At 39.2% G+C, this 22,103-nt stretch carries 22 protein-coding genes; 9 read left to right on the forward strand and 13 right to left on the reverse strand.

The window, feature by feature from the left end; genetic code table 11:
* Window positions 1–16: 16 nt before the first annotated feature.
* Window positions 17–1,021, forward strand: coding sequence for an NAD(P)/FAD-dependent oxidoreductase (locus CLW00_RS11385; RefSeq protein ID WP_106133809.1), 1,005 nt, complete (start codon window positions 17–19; stop codon window positions 1,019–1,021).
* Between the two features lie 12 nt (window positions 1,022–1,033).
* Window positions 1,034–1,354: a 2Fe-2S iron-sulfur cluster-binding protein gene (locus CLW00_RS11390; protein ID WP_106133810.1), complete on the forward strand. Its 321-nt coding sequence runs from the start codon at window positions 1,034–1,036 to the stop codon at window positions 1,352–1,354.
* Between the two features lie 191 nt (window positions 1,355–1,545).
* Here CLW00_RS11390 and CLW00_RS11395 read toward each other — a convergent pair whose 3' ends face one another.
* From CLW00_RS11395 to CLW00_RS11430, 8 genes are all read right to left on the reverse strand, one after another.
* Window positions 1,546–2,865: a sensor histidine kinase gene (locus tag CLW00_RS11395; protein WP_106133811.1), complete on the reverse strand. Its 1,320-nt coding sequence runs from the start codon at window positions 2,863–2,865 to the stop codon at window positions 1,546–1,548.
* Window positions 2,866–2,872: 7 nt separating this feature from the next.
* Window positions 2,873–3,547: a response regulator transcription factor gene (locus tag CLW00_RS11400; protein WP_106133812.1), complete on the reverse strand. Its 675-nt coding sequence runs from the start codon at window positions 3,545–3,547 to the stop codon at window positions 2,873–2,875.
* Window positions 3,544–4,383, reverse strand: coding sequence for a TorF family putative porin (locus CLW00_RS11405; RefSeq protein ID WP_211300190.1), 840 nt, complete (start codon window positions 4,381–4,383; stop codon window positions 3,544–3,546). Before CLW00_RS11405 ends, CLW00_RS11400 begins: the two co-directional genes overlap by 4 nt.
* Window positions 4,384–4,437: 54 nt before the next feature.
* Window positions 4,438–4,923 (reverse strand): hypothetical protein, encoded by a 486-nt coding sequence (locus tag CLW00_RS11410; protein WP_106133814.1) that lies wholly within the window; start codon window positions 4,921–4,923, stop codon window positions 4,438–4,440.
* Between the two features lie 185 nt (window positions 4,924–5,108).
* Window positions 5,109–7,268: a cation:proton antiporter gene (locus tag CLW00_RS11415; protein WP_106133815.1), complete on the reverse strand. Its 2,160-nt coding sequence runs from the start codon at window positions 7,266–7,268 to the stop codon at window positions 5,109–5,111.
* A 60-nt stretch (window positions 7,269–7,328) separates the two neighbouring features.
* The gene (locus CLW00_RS11420; protein ID WP_106133816.1) at window positions 7,329–9,215 is read right to left on the reverse strand and encodes a DUF389 domain-containing protein; all 1,887 of its coding nucleotides are present in this window, start codon (window positions 9,213–9,215) and stop codon (window positions 7,329–7,331) included.
* 131 nt (window positions 9,216–9,346) lie between these two features.
* Window positions 9,347–11,473: a methylmalonyl-CoA mutase gene (gene scpA, locus CLW00_RS11425; RefSeq protein ID WP_106133817.1), complete on the reverse strand. Its 2,127-nt coding sequence runs from the start codon at window positions 11,471–11,473 to the stop codon at window positions 9,347–9,349.
* On the reverse strand, window positions 11,470–12,888 hold the full coding sequence (locus CLW00_RS11430) for a methylmalonyl-CoA mutase family protein (protein WP_106133818.1): 1,419 nt from the start codon (window positions 12,886–12,888) through the stop codon (window positions 11,470–11,472). The genes scpA and CLW00_RS11430 overlap by 4 nt, the downstream gene beginning before the upstream one ends.
* A 131-nt stretch (window positions 12,889–13,019) precedes the next feature.
* Between CLW00_RS11430 and CLW00_RS11435 the strand changes: the two genes are divergently transcribed.
* The 3 genes from CLW00_RS11435 (at window position 13,020) to dnaA (ending at window position 16,223) form a co-directional block, all read left to right on the forward strand.
* Window positions 13,020–13,772: a 5'-nucleotidase C-terminal domain-containing protein gene (locus CLW00_RS11435; RefSeq protein ID WP_170073213.1), complete on the forward strand. Its 753-nt coding sequence runs from the start codon at window positions 13,020–13,022 to the stop codon at window positions 13,770–13,772.
* Window position 13,773: 1 nt separating this feature from the next.
* A complete protein-coding gene (locus CLW00_RS11440; protein ID WP_106133820.1) occupies window positions 13,774–14,685 on the forward strand; it encodes a bifunctional metallophosphatase/5'-nucleotidase in 912 nt (303 codons plus the stop codon).
* Between the two features lie 116 nt (window positions 14,686–14,801).
* Window positions 14,802–16,223 (forward strand): chromosomal replication initiator protein DnaA, encoded by a 1,422-nt coding sequence (gene dnaA, locus CLW00_RS11445; RefSeq protein ID WP_106133821.1) that lies wholly within the window; start codon window positions 14,802–14,804, stop codon window positions 16,221–16,223.
* Here the strand turns inward: dnaA and CLW00_RS11450 are convergent.
* Genes CLW00_RS11450 through CLW00_RS11460 form a run of 3 tightly spaced genes read right to left on the reverse strand, consistent with a single transcriptional unit; the run spans window position 16,217 to window position 18,428 of the window.
* Entirely contained in the window at window positions 16,217–16,975 is a 759-nt protein-coding gene (locus tag CLW00_RS11450; protein ID WP_106133822.1) for a DUF3298 and DUF4163 domain-containing protein, read from the reverse strand. The genes dnaA and CLW00_RS11450 overlap by 7 nt on opposite strands.
* Before the next feature lies 1 nt (window position 16,976).
* Window positions 16,977–17,975, reverse strand: a complete 999-nt coding sequence (meaB, locus tag CLW00_RS11455) for a methylmalonyl Co-A mutase-associated GTPase MeaB (protein ID WP_106133823.1) — start codon at window positions 17,973–17,975, stop codon at window positions 16,977–16,979.
* 36 nt (window positions 17,976–18,011) lie between these two features.
* Window positions 18,012–18,428, reverse strand: coding sequence for a hypothetical protein (locus tag CLW00_RS11460; protein ID WP_245917247.1), 417 nt, complete (start codon window positions 18,426–18,428; stop codon window positions 18,012–18,014).
* Between the two features lie 37 nt (window positions 18,429–18,465).
* Here CLW00_RS11460 and CLW00_RS11465 point away from each other — a divergent pair, with 37 nt between their 5' ends.
* Genes CLW00_RS11465 through CLW00_RS11475 form a run of 3 tightly spaced genes read left to right on the forward strand, consistent with a single transcriptional unit; the run spans window position 18,466 to window position 20,131 of the window.
* Window positions 18,466–19,002 carry a CopD family protein gene (locus tag CLW00_RS11465; RefSeq protein WP_106133824.1) on the forward strand — a complete coding sequence of 179 codons (537 nt, stop codon included), beginning with the start codon at window positions 18,466–18,468 and terminating at the stop codon, window positions 19,000–19,002.
* 18 nt (window positions 19,003–19,020) lie between these two features.
* Window positions 19,021–19,695: an SCO family protein gene (locus tag CLW00_RS11470; RefSeq protein WP_106133825.1), complete on the forward strand. Its 675-nt coding sequence runs from the start codon at window positions 19,021–19,023 to the stop codon at window positions 19,693–19,695.
* The gene (locus tag CLW00_RS11475) at window positions 19,688–20,131 is read left to right on the forward strand and encodes a c-type cytochrome (RefSeq protein ID WP_106133826.1); all 444 of its coding nucleotides are present in this window, start codon (window positions 19,688–19,690) and stop codon (window positions 20,129–20,131) included. The genes CLW00_RS11470 and CLW00_RS11475 overlap by 8 nt, the downstream gene beginning before the upstream one ends.
* A gap of 6 nt (window positions 20,132–20,137) precedes the next feature.
* Here the strand turns inward: CLW00_RS11475 and CLW00_RS11480 are convergent, their stop codons facing one another.
* Window positions 20,138–20,572: a hypothetical protein gene (locus CLW00_RS11480; protein WP_106133827.1), complete on the reverse strand. Its 435-nt coding sequence runs from the start codon at window positions 20,570–20,572 to the stop codon at window positions 20,138–20,140.
* Window positions 20,573–20,802: 230 nt separating this feature from the next.
* Between CLW00_RS11480 and CLW00_RS11485 the strand changes: the two genes are divergently transcribed.
* Complete coding sequence (locus CLW00_RS11485; protein WP_106133828.1) at window positions 20,803–21,624, forward strand: aminotransferase class IV; 822 nt, start codon at window positions 20,803–20,805, stop codon at window positions 21,622–21,624.
* A gap of 14 nt (window positions 21,625–21,638) precedes the next feature.
* On the opposite strand, the gene CLW00_RS11490 is transcribed toward CLW00_RS11485, so the two are convergent.
* Window positions 21,639–22,076: a hypothetical protein gene (locus CLW00_RS11490; protein WP_106133963.1), complete on the reverse strand. Its 438-nt coding sequence runs from the start codon at window positions 22,074–22,076 to the stop codon at window positions 21,639–21,641.
* Between the last annotated feature and the right edge of the window lie 27 nt (window positions 22,077–22,103).

Below are 22,103 nucleotides of genomic sequence, written 5' to 3' on the forward strand. Positions count from 1 at the left end.
TAAAAATATCTATATCATGATCACTACCGACATTTGTATCATAGGAGCTGGACCAGTAGGTCTGTTTTCAGTTTTTGAAGCGGGCCTTCTCAAGATGCGTTGTCATTTGATTGACTACCTTCCACAAGTTGGCGGGCAGCTGTCTGAGATATATCCGCAAAAGCCTATTTATGACATCCCTGGATATCCAGAAGTCAAAGCGCAGGAATTGGTGGATAATCTAATGGAACAGATCAAACCTTTCAAACCTACCTTCACCCTAGGTGAGAGAGTGGACCACCTAGCCAAGCAAAGTGATGGTTCATTTATAGTCACTACCAATGACAAAACCCAGGTACATGCCCAAGTCATCGTGATAGCGGGTGGTCTTGGAGTTTTTGAACCAAGAAAACCTGCATTGGAAAAATTGGATCATTTTGAAGGAAAAGGTGTCACCTACATGGTGAAAAATCCGGAAACTTTCAGAGATAAAAAAGTTGTCTTGGCTGGTGGTGGAGATTCTGCATTAGATTGGGCCATATATCTTTCAAAAGTAGCCCAAAGGGTGACATTGGTCCATAGAAATGAAACTTTCAGGGGAGCACCTGATTCTGCAGCCAAGGTATTTGACCTTGCCAATGAAGGGAAAATTGACCTAATCTTATCCGCTAACTTGAAAGAATTAGGTGGAAATGGTCACTTGAATACAGTGAAGCTGGAAAATAAGAGTAAAGAGGAAATTACAATTGATACTGATTATTTGATCCCTCTTTTTGGATTGAGTCCAAAATTAGGCCCAATTGCTGATTGGGGATTGAATATTGATAAAAATGCAATTGAAGTAGATACAAGAGACTACTCTACCGGAGTGGAAAGAATATATGCAATCGGAGATATCAACACATATCCCGGAAAACTAAAATTAATTCTCTGCGGGTTCCATGAAGCTGCCATTATGATGCATGCTGCATTCAAATATGTATACCCTGATCAAAAACTAAGTTTCAAATACACCACCGTCAACGGAGTCAACTCATTCTAATATTTTTGTAAAATGGTAAAATTCACAGTAGAAGACCATGACGGTAACCGTCAGGAAATCGAAGCTCCTGATGACATGGGGCTTAGCCTAATGGAAATTTTGAAGGCTTCAGAATATCCGGTTTTGGCAACATGCGGAGGAATGGCACTTTGTGCCACCTGCCACGTGGAAGTTTTAGAAGGGGAAGATGAATTAAGCGAAGCAACAGATACTGAGCTGGATCAATTGGAAACGCTACCTGAGTATTTCCCTACCAGTCGTTTGGCCTGTCAGGTTCGTATCAGTCCTCTCCTAGAAGGATCAGTAATCAAGCTCAGAGGAGAAGATAACTAAATATGTATATACGGAATGATGGTGGAAAAAAACACCTGATTTTTGATTCAAATTGATACTAGTGGTGTAAGATCCGCCACGGTGGACAAGTTGTTTGTAGATACCCGCCTACCACTAATACTAGAATTTGAGCATACAGCCAAAGCATCATATAACTAAAAAAGCTCTTTCAATAAATTGAAAGAGCTTTTTTATTGAATAGGGAAGGCAAATTCAATTCTTGTGCCTTTTTCAGTGTTTTGGATTTTTAGGTCTACGTTCAAATACACAGCAATCTTAAACATCAACTGCATCCCAAATCCAGATTTATCTTTTTCAGCATCTTTTAAGAAGACCAATCCTTCCTTTACTTGTTTCAAAATTTCATCTGGAATACCAAACCCTGTGTCACTTACCACTATGGTATACTTACCTTCCATTAATTCACCAAATACCCGGATACATCCTCCTCTGGGTGTATACTTAATGGCATTGCTGATGGCATTTCTTACCATCATCAGTAAAAGGGACTGATTTGTATTTTTTAATACATACGGAGGGTTTTGATCAAGCTTCAAATCAATGGACTTATCCTTGGCAATCCCCTCCCAGTCTTCGAAAAGCTCAGCCAAAAGCTCATTACATTTAACAGATTCAGTCTTTATAAATTGTGCATTATTCACTTTTGATATCAACAACAGCGCATTGACTGTCTTTTTCATGTGAGAAATCGTCCCCTGCATGTCCACAAGTTTCTCCATTTGGACGTGGTCAATTTCTTCACTTCCAAACATGGCTTCTACCTTTGATTGCAAGATGGAAATGGGAGTTTTAAGTTCATGAGAAGCATGCGAAATAAAGATCCTTTCCTGATTAAAGGCCTTCTGTATTCTCCTCATCATAGCAGAGATAGCCAAATCCAAAGTCTCAAATTCCTCTGTATTAGTCACAATCTTATCGTGTACAAATTGTTGGGGTTCCTTGATACTAGAAAGTTTTTTACCGACGATTAAATGAAATGGAGCCATAATCCTTTGGGAAAATCTATAATCCAACAAAAAAGAGAGGATCAGAAAAATAAGGATCACGCTTACAAATATCCGAAACACTATTTCCTTGAAGTCTTGAATAGTTTCTAGACTACGCCCTATTTCCATCAAATACACTTCATCTTCGGCCAGAAATGTGGAAGCCAAAACCCTGTATGATACAGAAGTCTCGTCGAGAATTCTTTGTTCTACAAAAATGGTGTCTGAAGCATAAAGGAAGTTTACTCTCTCTATAAGAATGTATTCTTCCTTAAGGAGGTTGTAACTGCCATATCCAATATCCCGATTTTCTTCCGAAATAAACCTTTCAATTCCATCTTGTTCAATGATGGCTATTACTTCTTCTTTTTTTTCTTGAAGAAGTCTATCCGTATTATTGACAGCCAAAAATTCAATTAAATACGGTCCAGAAATCAAAAACACCATCAATAATACTCCTTTGGATAAAAAATTATAAATCAGGAATTTAGCTGATAGCTTCATAGGGGTTTCAAATTTTCACCTTGTACCCAAGTCCTCTTACAGTCTCAAGCCAATCTGTAGAACCAAAAGCACCGAGTTTTTTACGGATATTCTTAATGTGCACATCAATATAGTTGGATTGGTAGTCATCATCCAAATGATCTCCCCAAAGATGTTCGGCTAACTGAAATCTGTTGAGGACTCTGTTTTTATTAATCACCAAAAATTGCAGAAGGGAGAACTCTTTGCCTGTCAACTTAATTTCATCAGCAAGGTAATGAACAGACTTGGCAGATAGGTCAATTGTAAAATCATTGATCGAAATCCGATCTTTTTTAAAACCACTCTTCCTTCTTAGAATTGCCTGCATTCTGGCTTTCAACTCCAAAAGAGAAAACGGTTTGGAAAGGTAATCATCAGCTCCCATTTGAAGGCCTTTGATTTTGTCGTCCACTTCTGATCTTGCTGTTAGGATAATTACAGAAGGCATGTCCTTGCATTTACCAATTTCTTCCAACAGATCCATCCCATCTCCATCAGGTAATCCAAGGTCTAAAAGGATAAAATCATATGGATTCACAGCTATGCTTTCGGAGGCCTCTTTGACTCGCGAAGCCACATCACAGATATAATTATCTGCATCTAGAAAATATTTTATCTCCTTCACCAATTGCGGTTCATCTTCTACCAATAATACTCTCATTTCTTTTTCTTGATATTTTTTTTGACAGGTATGGAGTACGAGGCTTGGGCAAGAAACATAAACCTTGGCTGTGAGGGATCAAACATCGGAACATTAAAAGGGCGAACATACCTAGACTGAAACTCCAATTCAAATAGGCCTTTTGTAAAGGTCAGCGGCAGTGAAAACTCAAAACTTTGAATACCAAACTTACCTAAATCATCCTGTTCTTCAGGAAGCACTTCGAAGTTACCCATTTGGTAAAAGTTATTTGTGCCAGCCATTAGTGATAGCTTAGGTTCAAAGGAAACTACTATAGCATTAAACAACCTCTGATCAATTTCGAAATAGCGGGAATGGTGACTGGTGAAAAAGTAGTCAATACCTTCATTGAACAAAATCTGCGTTTGAAAACTACTATACAAAGGACCCCATTCCCAACCGAAGCTTCCTTGCAAAAAGGCAAGGTTTTGAATCCCGGCAATAGCACTTTCTCCGGCAACCAAGAACTGCGAATAACTGATATTTATATCTGTTTTTTCACTCAAGTCAGTAGCATAGCCTAAGGAAAGTGCATATTGCCAGGGTAGGTTCTCTTCCATGAATTTCAAGGCGGAGAGGTTGACATAGACCCCACTTCGAAAATAGTACATCAGGTCAGTAGAAATTACCGGAATATCAAGACCGAAATCCCTTCCCATGAACGTGAATGCATTTTGGAACCTGGTATTGACTATGATAAAATCATAACCAATGCTTTCAATGGATGCTGTTTGGACAGAATCCTGATCCTGGGCAGCAAGCTGCCCCTTAAATGAGACTAAAAACAGTAATATAAAACCAAGCTTCTTTATCATCAGCTCTTAATAAGTAATTTAATCCAAGATATTTTAAAGATATTTCCCAGATAATCAACCACCGGGTTTCCCAGGAGGATTGTTTGGTCTGTTAGGTGGGGAATTAGGTCTGCCAGGGGGTGTATTAGGCCTCTTAGGAGCGGGTCTATTGGGTCTGACTACAGGTGCATTTGGTCGTGATTGGGGAACATTGACTGATGGCCTTGCTTGAGCAGGAAGCTCAGGTTTGCCGACCCCATCGGGTCTTCCGTTATTCCCTTTTCCGTTATTTCCATTGCTCCCTCTAGCCGCAGCCCTTTCTTTTCCTATCTCTGAATTACCTCGAGCCGGACTGGCATTTGCTCTTTCTCTCATCAAAGTACTCCTTCTTGCAGCACTTGAAACACTCAATCCTTTCTCTCTACCTGCTGTAGGGGATTCCTTTGCTTTCTCTTGAATTACATTAACCTTCTCAGGTTTTGTTACTGTTTCATTCTCATTGCCTTGACCTTGGGCTGATACAGCCCATAACATCAAAACCATGATCCTAAACAACTTCATAGGTTTCCTTTGTTTTGTTTTCAAAGAACGTGAATTCAGACTAAACTCCAAATCACTAAGCCTTTGAACAGGCTAATTTTATTGAAATTATATCTAAAACGCATGATTAAAACTTTCAATCAATATTCAAATGTATAGCGGGAAGATGAAGACTAAATGAAGAAATCATTTTTTGCCCTTGAGGATTACTTTTTGTTGAAAAGTCTAGAAACTGACTTCGTAAAACTATCAAGATGGTTTGTCCCAGAGATTATAGGATTTATCAAAAGTGTTCCCCCCAGTTTCTTCATCTCGTTTTCATCTACTGATACTTGCATGGGATACAAAAGGATGAAGTTAGAATTGAAGAAATACTTATTCAAGTATCTTGGAAGCTTCTCCATCGTTGGATCAAAGGAATTACCATCACCTCTACTCATGATCACTAGCAACGCGTCATCATCTTTCATATCTCGGGAAATAATCAAAAAATCTTCCCAATCTTCAAATTCGATGAAATCTGCTTCAATTGTGTATTTTTTCTGAACCTGTGAGATATACTTTATCGAATCTTTGGCAGCATAGAAAACAAGCCTCGCACCTGTATTCCTACCTATATTCCAAACCCTCAATAACCAAAAAACAAAGCCTACTTCCTTTTCTGCTTCAGGTGGTACCACTACAACATACCTACTAATGGTATTAAGAGGTTGAATACTTTTATAGATTAAAGTAGTAGTATTGACTTTGCTCAACAATCCTTCCGTAAGTTTTCCTAAAAATGAGCCAGATATTTCCTGATTGTTGTGCAATCCAAGAATTAAGTCAGTAGCCTTTATCTCCTTCGCCACATTGGAAATTGCCTGTACTACATTGGAGTCATACCTGATGACCTCTGTGAGGATATTATCAGTCGCTGCTGCACTTACACTTGCTTTTTCCAGAAGCTTTTTGGCATGTTTTTCTTTGGAAGGATCCACCGAATCTGAAGGCACAATGTTAAGAGCTGTCAATGCATTTTTGGCAGAATGGTTTTTGATAGTAACACCCAAATGGATCAATTCTTCAATATTTTCAGGGTAATTTATTGGGATGAGTATTTTTTCTTCATTTTCATCCTTCTCTTCTTCACTTTCACTTTCCTCTTCCAGCACTAATTGTGCAGCACCTTTCTGCGCCACTAAAGATGCTACCGTACAAGTGACCAAAATCATTAAAATAGTACCATTCAGTACACTTTCACTCAACAAACGGATAGGTTCACCATCCTCCGTTTCACCTAAAATCACCCTGTACCCAACCAAAACTGCCGCAAGTGTGGCCGCCGCTTGCGCATTGCTCAAACCAAAAATCACATCTCGCTGAGCTTTGCTGAAGCTGAAAGTCTTCTGCGTAAGCCATGCTGCCAAAAATTTTGAAGTCATGGCTATGACAGTCATCACAACCGCTACCAATATGGTCTCCAAATCGTTGAAAAACACCCTATAATCTATCAGCATCCCTACTCCTATCAAAAAGAAAGGAATAAATAAGGCATTCCCCACAAATTCAACCCTATTCATCAATGGAGAAGTATGAGGGATAAGTCTATTGAGGGCAAGACCCGCCAAAAATGCACCGATTATCGCTTCTATTCCCGCTGCCTCAGCAAGAAATGCAGCCATAAAAACCAATGCCAACACAAATATGTACTGTGAAATATTGTCATCATATTTCTTAAAAAACCATCTTCCTATCAATGGAAAAAGAAATATGACTATTGCAGCAAATATCACTATTGATATACTGAGCCTCCACCAAAAATCATTTCCCATTTCTCCGGAATGCATGCCTACAATAACTGCAAGCACTAATAATGCAAGTGTATCCGTAATCACTGTTCCACCTACGGTGATGTTTACTGCCTTATTTTTAACCACTCCCAATTTGCTGATAATGGGGTAGGCTATCAATGTATGTGAGGCAAACATCGAGGCCAGCAAGATGGCCGTTGGCAAAGCAAATCCAAGAATATAAATCCCTCCCAAGGTTCCTAATACCATTGGGATGATGAATGTGTAAAGTCCGAAAACAACACTTTTTCCACTGTTTTTCTTGAAATCTCCCATATCGATTTCAAGACCTGCCAAAAACATGATATACAAAAGCCCAACAGTGCCAAACAAGACCACACTACTATCCCGCTCAAGCAAGTTAAACCCATTTGGGCCTATCACCGCTCCTGCTATAATCAACCCGATCAATTGTGGAATTCGGATTCGGTTTAATAAAATAGGTGCAAACAAGATGATGAATAGGATACTTGCAAAAATCAAAACCGGATTGGTCCAAGGCAACGAAAAATTCAAATCAGACAATAAGAGCATAAATCAGAAGTTTCATAAATATACGTTTAGATTGGACTTTTGTGGCAGGGCAAAAAAAATCTATAGCTTAATGGCTACTGAAAGTTCTAACTCAATCTCTTCACCTAAAATCTCCTGAACCTCCTTTTTCACTTCCTCCAGCTCAAAAGTGTCCAATGGTGATTCAGATACTATGGTCATGGACAAACGCATGGGATTGACTTGAATCACCCTTACTTCCCTGAGTTTTCCCTGAGGAATCTCGGCTCCACTAAGCCTTTGGATCAGCTTGTTTTCCTTTACCATTTTAGAAAAACCAAAACCCAATGGCGCACTGATCAATACCACAAAAAACATAGAGATCATCAAGCCCTTTTTGGCAAGTCTAAATGGACTGAATCCCAAAAAAAGAAAAGTCAAGGCTCCAGCCAGAACCATTCCTGCAAGGTTGGTCCCGAGAAGCAGTAGTGCTCCAAAAAAAACAGACCAGTCTCCCCAGCCTAAGCCTATCCCAGACACTGCCAGTGGTGGCACCAAAGCCACTGCTATGGCCACCCCTGCCAAGGTTTTGGCAACTTCTTTTTTGGCATGTGCATAAGCACCAGCTACTCCAGAGGCAGCTGCAATTCCCAAATCAAGGAGATTGGGGCGGATCCTAGCGACAATTTCACTGTTTGCTGTATTCAAAGGGGTTATCCAAGTAATCAAAACTGCAAACAGATATCCAACTGCCAACCCATAGGTAATGGTAATCAGGCTGTTTTTGATGAGGTTGTTTTCCTGTCTCAATACACCCATGGAAAGGGAAATAATGGGCGACATCAAAGGCGCCAGGATCATAGCACCAATGATCACTGGAGAGGAATCCCCAAAAAGTCCAAAGGTGGCTATAATCGTCGAAAGCGCCATCAATACCATATAACTGGTGGACAATGTCGAATTTTCTCTAAGCGCAGAAAAAAGCCATTTGAACTCTTCCGTAGTAGCATGATTGCTAATGGGAAGAAACCTTTTGAGTAATTCTCTTTTCAACTCTCCGGTTGGTAGATTTTGGATTTTGAAAACCCTCTTCTTCTCAACCTCTTTATTGGTATCCAAAAGCTTACCTGGCACTATACCTAATGCTTTTGGTTTGACCTCAAGCTCTATTTCCTTAGAACTAGCGACCATACCATCTGCAGCAAAATCCAGTACAGAATTACTCGAAATCTTAACCCAGTCTGTTTTGATATGTGCCACATAATCCGGCATCGAGGTTTTGCTTTTTTTTCTGAAAATACTGGTAAAGCCAAACTTCACTATTTCCCAATAACTTTTTGGAGCCAAAATCAAGCAATGCATCAAACCGTCATTTGGATTCGAATCTTCAATGATTCTTCTTGATAGAATGGAGCTTTTTCCATGTTGAACCACCAATATCCCTAACCCGGCAGTGTCTATTTTTTTTAGGTCTTCCGAATCAGTTTTGCATTCAATAATGTAATCCTGTAATTTGACTTTTCTGAAAGATTTAAAAAAATTCTTGATCCGTCCGGTAAGTTTTGCAAAGGCTCCTTTTTCCACACCTGAACCATAAAGCAAGCTGAAAGTATTGCCAATAATCAGCTTATTCAGTACGGGTTCCCCATTTGCATAGAGTAAATCTACTTCAAGCAATTCATCAGTCTTAAGTATGTTTTCTACAGCTACTTCTAAATCTGATGAAATTCCAAATCCCTGCAAACCTTCTTTCATTTTTGGATGGGGAAGAAAACCTACTTTCCAGTGATTTTCTATGATGTCATCAATAAATTCTCTCAGCTGCTGATCGGAGAGATAGCATACTAAAAAATCATCATCTGTAAATGTAAAAGTCCTGTAATCCTTATATGCTACTTTGATTTTCAAGTTGTTTTCAAAAAGAGGGAGTACCTCTTTTTCGACCTCTTCCAAAATCGAATCATCATATATGAGTGTAATTGATTTCATGTTTCTATAATTCGTTTATCGGTGGCCTCACCCACAGATATCAGCAGGAAGTTGGAAACTTAAAAGAAGGAATCAACTCATGCGAATCTATTCCTTCTCAATCAGTTTTGTGTTTTCAATACGAAATAATTTTAACCGCTATCCTTCATAAGTTGTTCTAGAATCTCCGTGGCTGCTTTGGACAAAATTGTACCCGGCCCAAATACAGCCGCGACACCGGCTTTATAAAGAAACTCATAATCTTTAGGCGGAATTACTCCTCCTGCTATGACCATGATATCCTCTCTCCCAAGTTTTTTCAGTTCCTCAATCAAGGCAGGCACGAGCGTTTTGTGCCCGGCTGCGAGTGAGGAAGCCCCTACAATATGGACATCGTTTTCTACCGCCTGCATGGCCACCTCTTCAGGAGTCTGAAACAAAGGCCCTATATCCACGTCAAAACCTAAGTCGGCAAAACCGGTAGCAATCACTTTTGCCCCCCTATCATGCCCGTCTTGACCCATCTTCGCCACCATTATCCTTGGTCTTCTTCCTTCCAAAGCGGCAAACTTATCTGCAAGTGCCTTGGCTTCCATGAAGACTTGATCATCTTTTGCCTCTCCAGAATATACTCCGGAGATGGACTTCACGCTTGCTTTATGCCTGCCAAATTCTTCTTCCATAGCCATAGATATTTCACCTAAAGTAGCCCTTTTTCTTGCAGCGTTTACTGCCAAAGTCAACAAATTGCCATCTCCGGACTTTGCTGCTTTAGTGATGGCGCTCAAAGATTCTTGTACCTCTCCCTGATTTCGATCTGCTTTCAGTTTATTAAGGCCCTCAATCTGGGATCTTCTCACAGAATCATTGTCGACTTCCATTATTTCAAAGTCAGAGACTTCATCTGTTTGATACCTGTTGACTCCCACAATCACATCCTTGCCACTGTCAATTCTTGCCTGCTTTCTTGCAGCGGCTTCTTCGATCCTCATTTTAGGAATTCCAGCTTCTATGGCTTTGGCCATTCCTCCAAGGTTTTCAACCTCTTCAATCAGTTCCCAAGCCTTTTCTACAAGTTGGTCTGTCAGATACTCTACATAAGCTGACCCTCCCCAAGGATCCACCACCTTGGTGATCTTTGTTTCTTCCTGGAGATACAACTGGGTATTTCTAGCAATTCTTGCTGAAAAATCAGTTGGCAAAGCTATGGCTTCATCGAAGGAATTGGTATGCAAAGACTGGGTATGCCCCAAGACAGCCGCCATGGCTTCTACCGCAGTTCTTGTGACATTATTGAAAGCGTCTTGCTCAGTCAAAGACCAACCAGAGGTTTGACAGTGTGTTCTAAGCGCTAAGGATTTTGGGTTTTTGGGATTAAATTGATTTACAATCCTAGACCATAGCAATCGTCCTGCCCTCATTTTAGCAATCTCCATAAAATGATTCATTCCAATCGCCCAAAAGAAGGAAAGTCTAGGGGCAAACTCGTCTATATCCAAACCTGCAGCTACTCCTGTTCTGAGGTACTCAAGTCCATCTGCCAAAGTATAGGCCAGTTCAAGTTCAGCGGTAGCGCCTGCTTCCTGCATGTGGTAACCTGAAATGGAAATAGAATTAAATTTGGGCATATTCTGTGCAGTATATTCGAAAATATCCGCAATGATACGCATGGAAGGTTGAGGGGGATAGATATAGGTATTTCTTACCATGAACTCCTTTAGGATATCATTTTGAATTGTCCCAGTCAATTGTTCGGGTTTGACACCTTGCTCTTCGGCCGCCACAATAAAAAAAGCCAAAATGGGGATCACTGCTCCATTCATCGTCATAGAGACGGACATTTGATCCAATGGAATCCCGTCAAAAAGCATTTTCATATCCAACACAGAATCAATCGCTACTCCAGCCTTCCCTACATCACCCACCACCCGGCGGTGATCAGAATCGTAACCTCTATGTGTGGCTAAATCAAATGCAACCGAAAGCCCTTTCTGGCCTGCTGCAAGATTCCTACGGTAAAAGGCATTTGACTCCTCAGCTGTAGAAAATCCGGCATATTGCCTGATTGTCCATGGCCTCATCACGTACATGGTGCTATAAGGCCCTCTCAGGTAAGGAGGTATGCCGGCTGCAAAACCTAAGTGTTCTATATTTTTTAGCTGCTGCATTTCAAATACAGGAGGAACGATAATTTTTTCGGCTGTCTCCCAATTTCCATCTGAATTTAGAGGTGCATAGGAGTGTGTATTGTGTCCAAGTTTGGTTATGTCTGGTCTCATTGTTTGGCTAGATTAGGATATTCAATCAAAAAACTCTCTCTCAAGGGCAATAATTGCCAATTTTCTTCCTCCCACATTAAATTGTCGACTGGCAATTTTTCACTCATTTGGTATTTATTTACACCTACTTTGGTTTTACGGACCGTAGTCAAATCTTCCATCTTGGCATATCTGGCAGCTTTTACCAAATCCTGCAATTGATGAGATTCATAGGTACTCCACCACCCTTCCTTTGATTCAAGTATCTCAAGTTCAAACTTAACTTTTGCAATAACCTGAGCGGTAACACACTCAATAAAATAACTCCCTGCTACAGGATCCATAATTTTATCTAAGTAAGATTCTTCTTTGAGGATGCTGGAAATGTTTCTTGCCATTCTTTCCGAAAAAGTATTGATCTCACCTTTTACTTCATCATGTACCCTCACCCATAGCGCATCACAACTGCCCAGGACAGCAGACATTGCCTCAGTAGTGTTTCTCAACATATTGGTGTGCACATCACTCTTTGACTTTGTCCAGAAACTCGTACTGACAACAAGTTTGACATCTTCTGTTTTCACTTCAACTTGATACAAATCAGCCAATTGATGAAAAAGTATCTTAAAAGCCCGGAGTTTTGATATTTCAAGAAAATAATCAGACCCTGAGGCAGCGTGCAGTAATGTATTGGATAACATTTGCTCTGGTTCAATTCCCTTTTCTGTCAAGCCATCAATCAATTCTATATAACCACCAAGGGGTAAAAACAATTGCTGAACAAGACTTGCCCCAGAATTATGATAGTAAGCCGAATCAATACACAGCGTTTTAAAAAAAGGATAATCCTCACTTATGGAAAGTGCTTTTGAAACTGACTCGACTATTGAACCTAATGAATTTTTTTCAGCTAAGCAGGATGTGATTGGATCCCACAGCAAGCCCCCTCTTAGGGATTCATGACTTTTACCCAAAGTATGATACCAGTTCAAAAAACTACCTAAAACAGACACCTGTGCTTTTTCTATTTTTAGGTAAAGCTCAATGTATTCAAGATCTACATTTTCTAAAAGCACATCAAAATTTACCCCTTCCTTCACCGAAAGTAACAATGCATCCGCTCCTGTCATCAGCGCTTGCAAAATCCTCTTATTATCTGTTGCCTCCTGATTTATGTTTATAGCAAAAATATTCGACCAATACCTGGGGGACATTCCTGGAATATCGGATGGTTTATTGAGACGGTTGTGGTATTGTTGCAACCATTGAGTTTCTTTAAGATCTTCTTCGGTATAAAATGGAAACAAGTCTATGCCATCAAATCCATTGGTGACCAATGTTTTCTGAAAATCCTTGCCTTTGATGTCTTTAGTAGCCTGATTAATCCATTCTTCCTTGGTAACTTTCTGGAAGTCAGTAAAAAGATTTTGTTTCATATTTGGGTTTGGTTATGGCTTTTGCTAAAAGTTACTTTTTGAGACCTTCCCAAAAGGGAATTCATGTATCTTTAGCATCAAAAATAAGACTTACAAGTTTGAAAAACGACTATTTGATATCAATTCGAAAAATGGGGAAGCTTAAAAGTATTTATTCTTGGAGCATATATTTAGGTTTCTCGTTATTGATTGCCTGTGCGCCCCAACTTCAGAAAAGTGCGCAGGTCACTTTTCTCCCATTGGATTCAAATGTGGCTGTTCATCCCGAGATGGAAGATTTTGTCAGTCCCTACAGGGAAAACCTGGAGGCTGAAATGGGGAAGGTAATCGGTGAGACTACCTCTGAGATCAACAAGGCCGGCTCTGGTGAAACTGCTTTGGGAAACCTGATCACAGACTTGCAAAAAGAGCATGCTGAGCAAACATTCGGCTACTCAATTGATATTTCTGCCATGAACAATGGTGGTATAAGAAACATACTTCCAATGGGTGAAATTACACTTGGAAATATTTATGAACTTTCTCCATTTGACAATTACTTATACATCCTTGAGCTTGATTCTGAAAGGTTGAGAAAACTCGCTGAATACGCCGTAAGCAGAAAAAGCCTTGGCTTATCAGGCCTCTATGTTGAAAGCGAAGGAGGTAAATTGGTAAGGTATCTCGTGAATGGTAAGCAGGTAGAGGACGATAAAACCTACCTTTTGGCTGTCAATGACTACATGGCTTCAGGAGGAGACAACATGGATTTCTTGATAGATGCACCTAGAAAAGAACAGACTGATATCGTGCTGAGGGATTTATTGATCGAACGCATCAAAGCCCTCACTGAAAAAGGGGAGAAAATATCAGCAAGAATAGAAGGAAGACAAAAACTCGACTGAAATGAAAAGAAGAGATTTTATACTTAAATCATTGATTACAGGGCTAGGCCTAACATACTCCGGAAACTTAGCTTTGGCTGGAGCACTTCCGGGTGACAAAAGGTTAAGCATTCTACACACCAATGACATGCATTCGAGAATTGACCCTTTTCCGGATGATGGTGGCAGGAATGCCAATCAGGGAGGAATGACTAAATTGGCCAACCTGGTTTCCAGAATCCGAACAGAGGAAGACAGCCTTTTACTTTTGGATGCCGGAGATGTATTTCAAGGTACGCCCTATTTCAATTTCTACGGAGGTGAATTGGAGTTCAAATTGATGAGTAAAATGGGGTATGATGCTTCTACAATAGGGAATCATGAGTTTGATAATGGTCTTGAAGGTATTTTAGCACAATTACCAAATGCCCAATTTTCGCATATTTGTTCTAATTACGACTTTTCGAAAACAATCCTTCAGGACAAGATTCTACCCTATGAGATTTTTCGAAAAAACGGGATAAAAGTCGGTGTCTTCGGGTTGGGAATCGAGTTGGATGGTTTAGTGGGAAAGAAAAATTACGGGAACACATTATACCTAGACCCTGTATCGATTGCTGAGGAAATGGTTTCTGAATTAAAATCAAAAAAATGTGACCTGATCATCTGCCTTTCACACCTGGGCTATTCCTATAGAAGTGGGAAAATTGATGACCTTAAATTAGCCTCCGCTGTCAGTGGAATTGACCTAATTCTTGGTGGACATACCCATACCTTTCTCGACGAACCTACGAGGGTAGTAAACGCAGAAGGATTTGATACTATAGTACATCAAGTAGGAACTGGAGCCTTAAGACTTGGCAAGGTGGATTTTGTATTTTCCAAAGACAATAAAGTAAAATTAGCCTCGGTCAGGAGTTTACCTATTTATTAAAAAGTCAACTGGTTTTTGATTTTTTATTTAAATATATTTTCCCCAAATTTGATGCCCCCTTATTTGCGAGGAAAAGGGATTTTAATTCTTTTAAGCATAGTTACTTTAGTATATTAATGAGTTCAGAGGCTAACGCAGTTTGGAGTGAATGTTTACGTGTTATAGAACAACACGTGAATGATCAAAGCTATTCTACCTGGTTCAAGCCTATCAATCCTGTCAGACTGGAAGGTAGTAGCCTGACGATTCAGGTTCCAAGTCAATTTTTCTATGAATGGTTAGAGGATAATTATGTTCAAGTACTCAAACTTGCCATTAAAGCCACTTTAGGACCTAATGGAAGGTTAGAATATGCAGTAGTCGTGGATAAAGGGAATTCCCAAAACCAACCTTATGTTGTTTCTTACCCACAGGGCAATTCTTCATTTCCCAATAAAAAGGCACCTGAAGTAACTGATCACAAAAGTCCTTTTGAAATGCAATCACTCAACAGTGATATGCTTTTACAATCCAACCTCAACCCAAACTATACTTTCAACACTTATATTGAAGGAGATTGCAACAGGTTGGCTCGCTCTGCTGGATTCGCTGTGGCTACCAAGCCTGGAATCACTTCATTCAATCCACTGATGGTCTATGGTGGTGTAGGTTTGGGTAAAACACACTTGGTTCAAGCCATAGGGAATGAGATAAAAAATTGTCCCGAGGAGAAATTTGTACTCTACGTTTCATCAGAAAAATTTGTAAACCAATTTATGGATTCCATTAAAGATGGAAACGTGAAAAGCTTTACAAATTTCTATATGCAAGTAGATGTTCTGATTATTGACGATATACAGTTTCTTGCTGGAAAAGACAGAACTCAGGAAATGTTTTTCCACATCTTCAATCATTTGCATCAAAGCAAAAAACAGATTATCATGACTTCCGATCGTCCGCCAAAAGACCTCAAAGGTTTGGAGGAGCGTTTGTTGTCAAGATTTAAGTGGGGACTGACTGCAGATCTTCAAATGCCTGATTTTGAAACCAGGGTAGCTATCATCAAAAGGAAAATGCAATCTGAAGGCATTTACATCCCTGATGATGTCATAGAATACCTTGCCTATACTGTGGACACCAATGTCCGTGAACTTGAAGGTGTCATGATTTCGCTGATTGCCCATGCTTCATTAAACAGAGTAGAAATAGACCTTTCTTTGGCGAAAACGATTATGAAAAACATCGTCAAAGATATAGAAACTGAGGTAGGCATTGATTTTATCCAAAAAACAGTTTCCGATTATTTCGAGATCAAAATCGAAGATTTAAAAGCTAAAACAAGGAAAAAAGAAATTGTCACAGCCAGACAGGTTGCCATGTATTTTTCCAAAGAATTTACCAACCATTCACTCAAATCAATCGGTTATCACTTTGGCGGTAGAGACCACAGTACTGTGATACATGCCGTTCAGACAGTAAATGATATTATGGAAACGGATACTGCCTTCAGAAATTCTGTCAACGAACTGAAGAAGAAATTCAAAATGCGGTCTTACTGATCGTAAAGACTATCATTGAGTAAGTGCCCAACTTCTTCTATTGGAAACCTCAACATGGTAGGACCTTGGGCATATGATGCAATTTCATAGGGGTTGAAATATAAAACCAAGTCATCCTGCTCCAGACCTATTGCAACCGGAAGAAAAAAATCACTGTCGTTTTTGAGAAAAAACCTTCCATCCTCTTCTAAGCTAACACCTTCCTTGACTTCATGATACTCTCGAAAGGCATTTTCAGCTATTTGTAAAAGCCCCTCCTGGTCTTGGATCAATTCATTGTTTTTTATCAAGAAACCCTCTTCCTTATTGATGTTGACATATTGTCTAAAAGAATTGGGATGAGCACCTCCTGTATAGGAATAGGCATCGAAACTAATAGAAAGCAGCTTGTTGTTTTGGAAAGTGACAGCAGCAATGACTTCTATCTCCCAACTTTGGACAAATGAACCTTCTTGGGCATATTCTGAAAATGAATTCAAAAATTCTTGTACGGCGAATTGTAATGATTGGCTTGAATCTGAATCTGTATAGCTCAACATCATTACCAATTGTTGGTCGATATACTCATTGATAATAGATGCTGTCATGTTATCATTTGTGAAAAAGGGGTAATCCAGAATCACATTGGCACATTCATTTTCAATACAAACACTATCTTCAAAGCTCCTTTGATCATATATCATACTTTCTACATTCTCTTTTTCAGAGCATGCAGCAATAATCAAGATAATCATCACCAAAATTTTACTCATCTTACCTTTCTTTAATTTGTATAAAGTTATCTACCAATAACCTTCCGAAGGCAATGGCTGATGCATTCCCGTTACGGACATCCTCAAGGGAAGAGCTGATCAACTCTTTGATTTTAGGATTTTGATAAAACCTGCTTTCTAACAAATACCTGATATGCTCATGCATCCAATTCACCCTTTGTGAAGCACGATTACTTTCAAAGAAGCCATTTGACATCATTTTTTCTATGTATTCTTGGATCATTTGCCAAACTTCCTTCAGGCCATCTCCTGTTACTGCCGAACTGACTTTCACTTTAGGATACCATCCATTTTCCTTAGCCGGAAAAAGGTGAAGTGCATTTGCATACTCTCTTTGTGCTCTTTTTGCAGCTTCTACATTGTCTCCATCGGCTTTGTTGATGACTAGGGCATCACACATTTCAATGATCCCCTTTTTGATTCCCTGCAGTTCGTCTCCAGCACCTGCAAGCATCAAAAGCAAGAAAAAGTCAACCATTCCTCTTACGGCGATTTCTGATTGCCCCACGCCTACTGTCTCAATAAAAATCACTCCAAAACCCGCTGCTTCACACAATAACATTGCCTCTCTAGTCTTAGCACTCACCCCTCCAAGCGTACTCCCAGCCGGACTGGGACGGATATAAGCCCTTTTATCGGCAGAAAGCTTTTCCATTCTTGTTTTATCTCCAAGAATACTCCCTCCTGATCTTTGGCTACTGGGGTCTACAGCCAGTACAGCCAGCTTGTATCCTGCTTCCAGAAGTATATCTCCGAAACTTTCTATAAAGGTACTCTTACCCACTCCCGGTACGCCAGTGATTCCAATCCTTATTGACTTTCCTGAATGGGGAATAACTTGTTCCATGACCTTTTCAGCGAGCAACTGATCAGACTCCAAAGTGCTTTCTACTAAAGTAATTGCCCTACTCAGGACCATTCGGTCTCCTTTGAGTACTCCCGAAACATATTGATCTACTGAAAGTCTATTTCTTTTCAAATCCTCTATATTTTTTCAAATACTAAATATAACTAATTAACGGAAGGGATTCTTTGTAAACTTCACATCTCCCATTGCAGATTTTTCATATTTGGCAATACAATAATTTTGTAAAGCTTCATTGAAATATGGTTCATTACCTTTTAGGCTTTGAGGAACATTGGCTTTATCCCGAAAGAAAAAAACCTTGGTATTTCCATATTTGGTATGGGGCATATAATCTCCATACTGTCTCATTTCAGCCCAAAGACTATCTGAAGTATAAACGGCATAAACCCTAATGACAGGACCTGTATTGTTTTCATTTCTATAAAATGAAACCTCTTGAAAATCCCCTTTCAAATCCCCAACGCCGGGCTGCATCATCGTATCTGCCATAATCCATAGAACTATGACTACAACGATCCCTCCAATAAAATAAAACAGTTTCTTACCTTGCATATTCAGTCTCATTCAATTTAATGCTTTAATTTAGAGGAAAAAATCAACAATGGCCTTCGAATATATCAAAGCCCTACACATCATTTTTGTAATCACTTGGTTTGCAGGACTCTTCTATATAGTGAGATTATTTATCTACCAAACAGAAGCTTTGGAAAAACCCGAAGCTGAAAGAATAATCTTAGCACCTCAGCTCAACATCATGTCAAACCGGTTATGGATGATCATTACATGGCCATCGGCTATTCTCACGCTGATTTTTGGGTTTTGGGTTTTGTACTACCGCTGGGGTTACATGCAGTTGGGATTTATGCACGCCAAGTTAGGATTTGTCTTCATTCTCTACATTTATCACTTTATTTGCCACAAGATCTACAAAGATTTGCAAAATGGCATCACAAAATGGACCTCAACGCAGTTAAGAATATGGAACGAAGTTGCAACTATTTTACTGTTTGCAATTGTTTTCTTAATAGTGTTGAAAAGCCTCGTCAGCGTGGCATGGGGTATTGCCGGTTTGGTAGTCCTCAGTGTTGTAATGATGATTGGTATAAAATGGTATAAAAGAGTAAGGGAAAAGAGTTAAAAACATATGATTCATATCATGAAAAGAATACATCTAATTTCATTTGTCATAATTTCCATTTCGATCCTTGTAAGCAGTTGCGATTCAGGCAGCTCTGAAAGAGAAAGTGACCAGAACAAAGCGCTTCCAATACTTGGCAACTCACACGTCAATGAATTTGAAATGGAAGGTAAAATTGTCAAAGACACTGTCTATCATAAAATCGGTCAGTTTCAATTCACCAATCAAGAGGGTAAGGAAATCAGCAATTCATCGACAGATGGAAAAGTTTACGTTGCAGACTTTTTTTTCACAACCTGTCCGACCATCTGTCCTATCATGAAGACCCAAATGCTAAGGGTTTACGATAAATTTAAAGACCAGCCTGACTTTATGATTCTAAGTCATACTTTGGATCCAGAGCATGACACTGAAGAGCTGCTCAATGATTTTGCTGCCAAAATCGGTGTTGAAGATGACAATACTTGGCATTTTCTTACAGGTGATCAGGAAAAGATTTTTGAAATAGGCCAGACCAGCTATCTTACCACTGCCATGGCTGAGAAAGATGAACCAGGAGGAATTCTTCACTCTGGAGCCTTTGTATTGGTAGATCAAAAAGGCAGAATTCGCGGAGTTTATGACGGAACCAAAGAAGATCAAGTCAATAGATTGATGCGGGATATACCTAAATTATTACCAGCGAATGAGTAAAAGTATATTTTCTTATGCATTTCTTCTTTCCTTTTTTGGATTGATGGCTTGTCAATCAGGGTCTCAAAAAGACGAGGGGTCCCTTGCCTCGATCAGAGACAGCAAAGTACTTCAGTATGCAATTGAAGGAAAAGTCTTGTACGAAAACTATTGTGCTAACTGTCATCAAAAAGACGGAACAGGCTTAGGAAAATTAATTCCCCCTTTGAACCCCTCTGATTACATGAAAGAAGATGTGGGTAGGACTGCGCGAATCATCAAGCACGGACAAAAGGGAGAAATAATGGTTAACGGAGTAATCTACGATCAAGTAATGCCCTCTAATCCAAGACTTACAAATATGGAAATCGCTCAAATAATGACTTATATCTACAATATTTGGGGCAACAAAGAGGGTGTTATTGATGCAAATGCTGTTGGAAAGTATCTTGAATAAGAGAAATTAGTTTTTGGATTCCAAAACACTTCTCGCTTCGGCCATAGTAGAGCGGATGTCTTGATTTACTTTTTCTACCATCTCTTTTTGACCTATAAGGTACTCCCTGTAATCTTCATCAGAAACTTCTTCAGCGGCAGGTTTATACTGACGCATCCATACAAACATCCCGTCAAACGCTTGATCCATCCTTTCTGCGAGGGATTCCAGCTCCTGTATTTTTTCAGTATTGCCTAGAGAGTCTTCCTGTTGTAGGTTTTCTGAAATTTTCAGAATATCCTTTCTCATAGACTTAAGTTCCCCCATCTTGGGCATCACTTCATCGTGAATGGCTATGACTTCATCTCGAAGCTCCTCTGTACTATTGTCTGATTGACTACAGGAAAATGAAATTAACACTATACAAATAACACAGCTTACACTGTTAAAAATGTTTTTCATAATTAGGTGGTTTGACATATGCAAAGTAGTACTTATTTTATAAAAACAATAATTTATTTACAAATACAATATTTGGATAAATATAATCCATTTTTAAACTGTTATAGTTATTAATTAAAGACTTTTTTTCTAGCGGTAAAAAAATATTTCTTTCAAAAAAAATTATTCTTGTAATCTGATATGAATAGCAATCGATTCCTTATTTTTAAAAGAACAATCAAATCATAAATATGAAAGAGTTTTGCTTTGCCCAAGATCAAATTATCGCTTCAGTCAATGCTAGCATTCACCCGATGGATATCGGACTGATCAGAGGGTATGGGATTTTCGATTTTTTCAGGACTTCCAACTACAAGCCACTGTTTTTAAGTGATTATCTTGATAGATTCATCAGGTCAGCAGAAAAAACATACCTGCCTTTACAATATTCCAAGGCAGAATTAGAGAAAATAATCCTTGAGCTCATTGATAAAAATGACTTGGCAAACGGAGGAATCCGGATGGTTCTATCAGGTGGGGTATCTGAAAACCATTTTTCACCTACAGACGGAAGCTTGTTTATATTCAATGAGGATTTGGATTTTCCATCAAATGTGAAGTACGAAAATGGAATCAAACTCCTACCTATAGAACACGTCAGGTACATTGCTGATATCAAAACGACCAACTATGCCTTTCCTGTATGGCACAGCAAAATCTGGAAAAGTGAGGGTGCCGAAGATGTATTGTACCATTTGAATGGATATATTTCTGAAAGTTCCCGCTCTAATATTTTTGTGATTAAAGATGGGGAAATCGCTACTCCTGACAAAGACATCCTGCATGGCATTACCAGAAAGCGTGTATTGGAACTTGCTGGTAATGTAGCCATCAGGCCAATAGGTTATGATGAGTTACTCAATGCTGATGAAGCTTTCATCACCTCTACCACTAAGAAGATATTGCCCGTAAGTCAAATAGGCACCAAACAAATAGGAAGTGGGAAAGTGGGTGAAAAGACCTTGGAATTAATTAAAAAGTTTGCGGAAATGGAACAAAAAAGCTCTCAATAATGAGAGCTTTTTTATCAGTTTAGCAATTCTGCATTTTTCAATATATACATCAGCTTTTCAGGATCTGAATCGTTCAATGTGAGCGTTCCTCTTACTTTTACTCTTTTGGAGGTATACTTGATTGGATTTTTCATCAACACCTCCATTACTGTCTCAGGCCCACCTGATCCACAGAAAAAACACTCCGCCAGCGGTAAGGAGGATAAGATGATATGCTCAGGCTTAAACATACCCTCAAATGGAATGATGTAGCCATCTGCTTCTACGGTTTTACCTTCAAGATTTTTGATCTTATCTCCAAAAACAGGAATGTATAATTCTCCAAATTCATCTTGACCTATTTTATAGGTCACTTCAGAAAGGTCTCTCCAAACATTATTTGATGATTGGGCATAACTGATGCCTATGGCCAAAACAAATATAGTGGATAGGACAGTTCTCTTTAATAACATACTTTTATAATTAAGGGTGGTTGATCT

The sequence above is a fragment of the Mongoliibacter ruber genome, from assembly GCF_003003005.1.
GTDB lineage: Bacteria > Bacteroidota > Bacteroidia > Cytophagales > Cyclobacteriaceae > Mongoliibacter > Mongoliibacter ruber.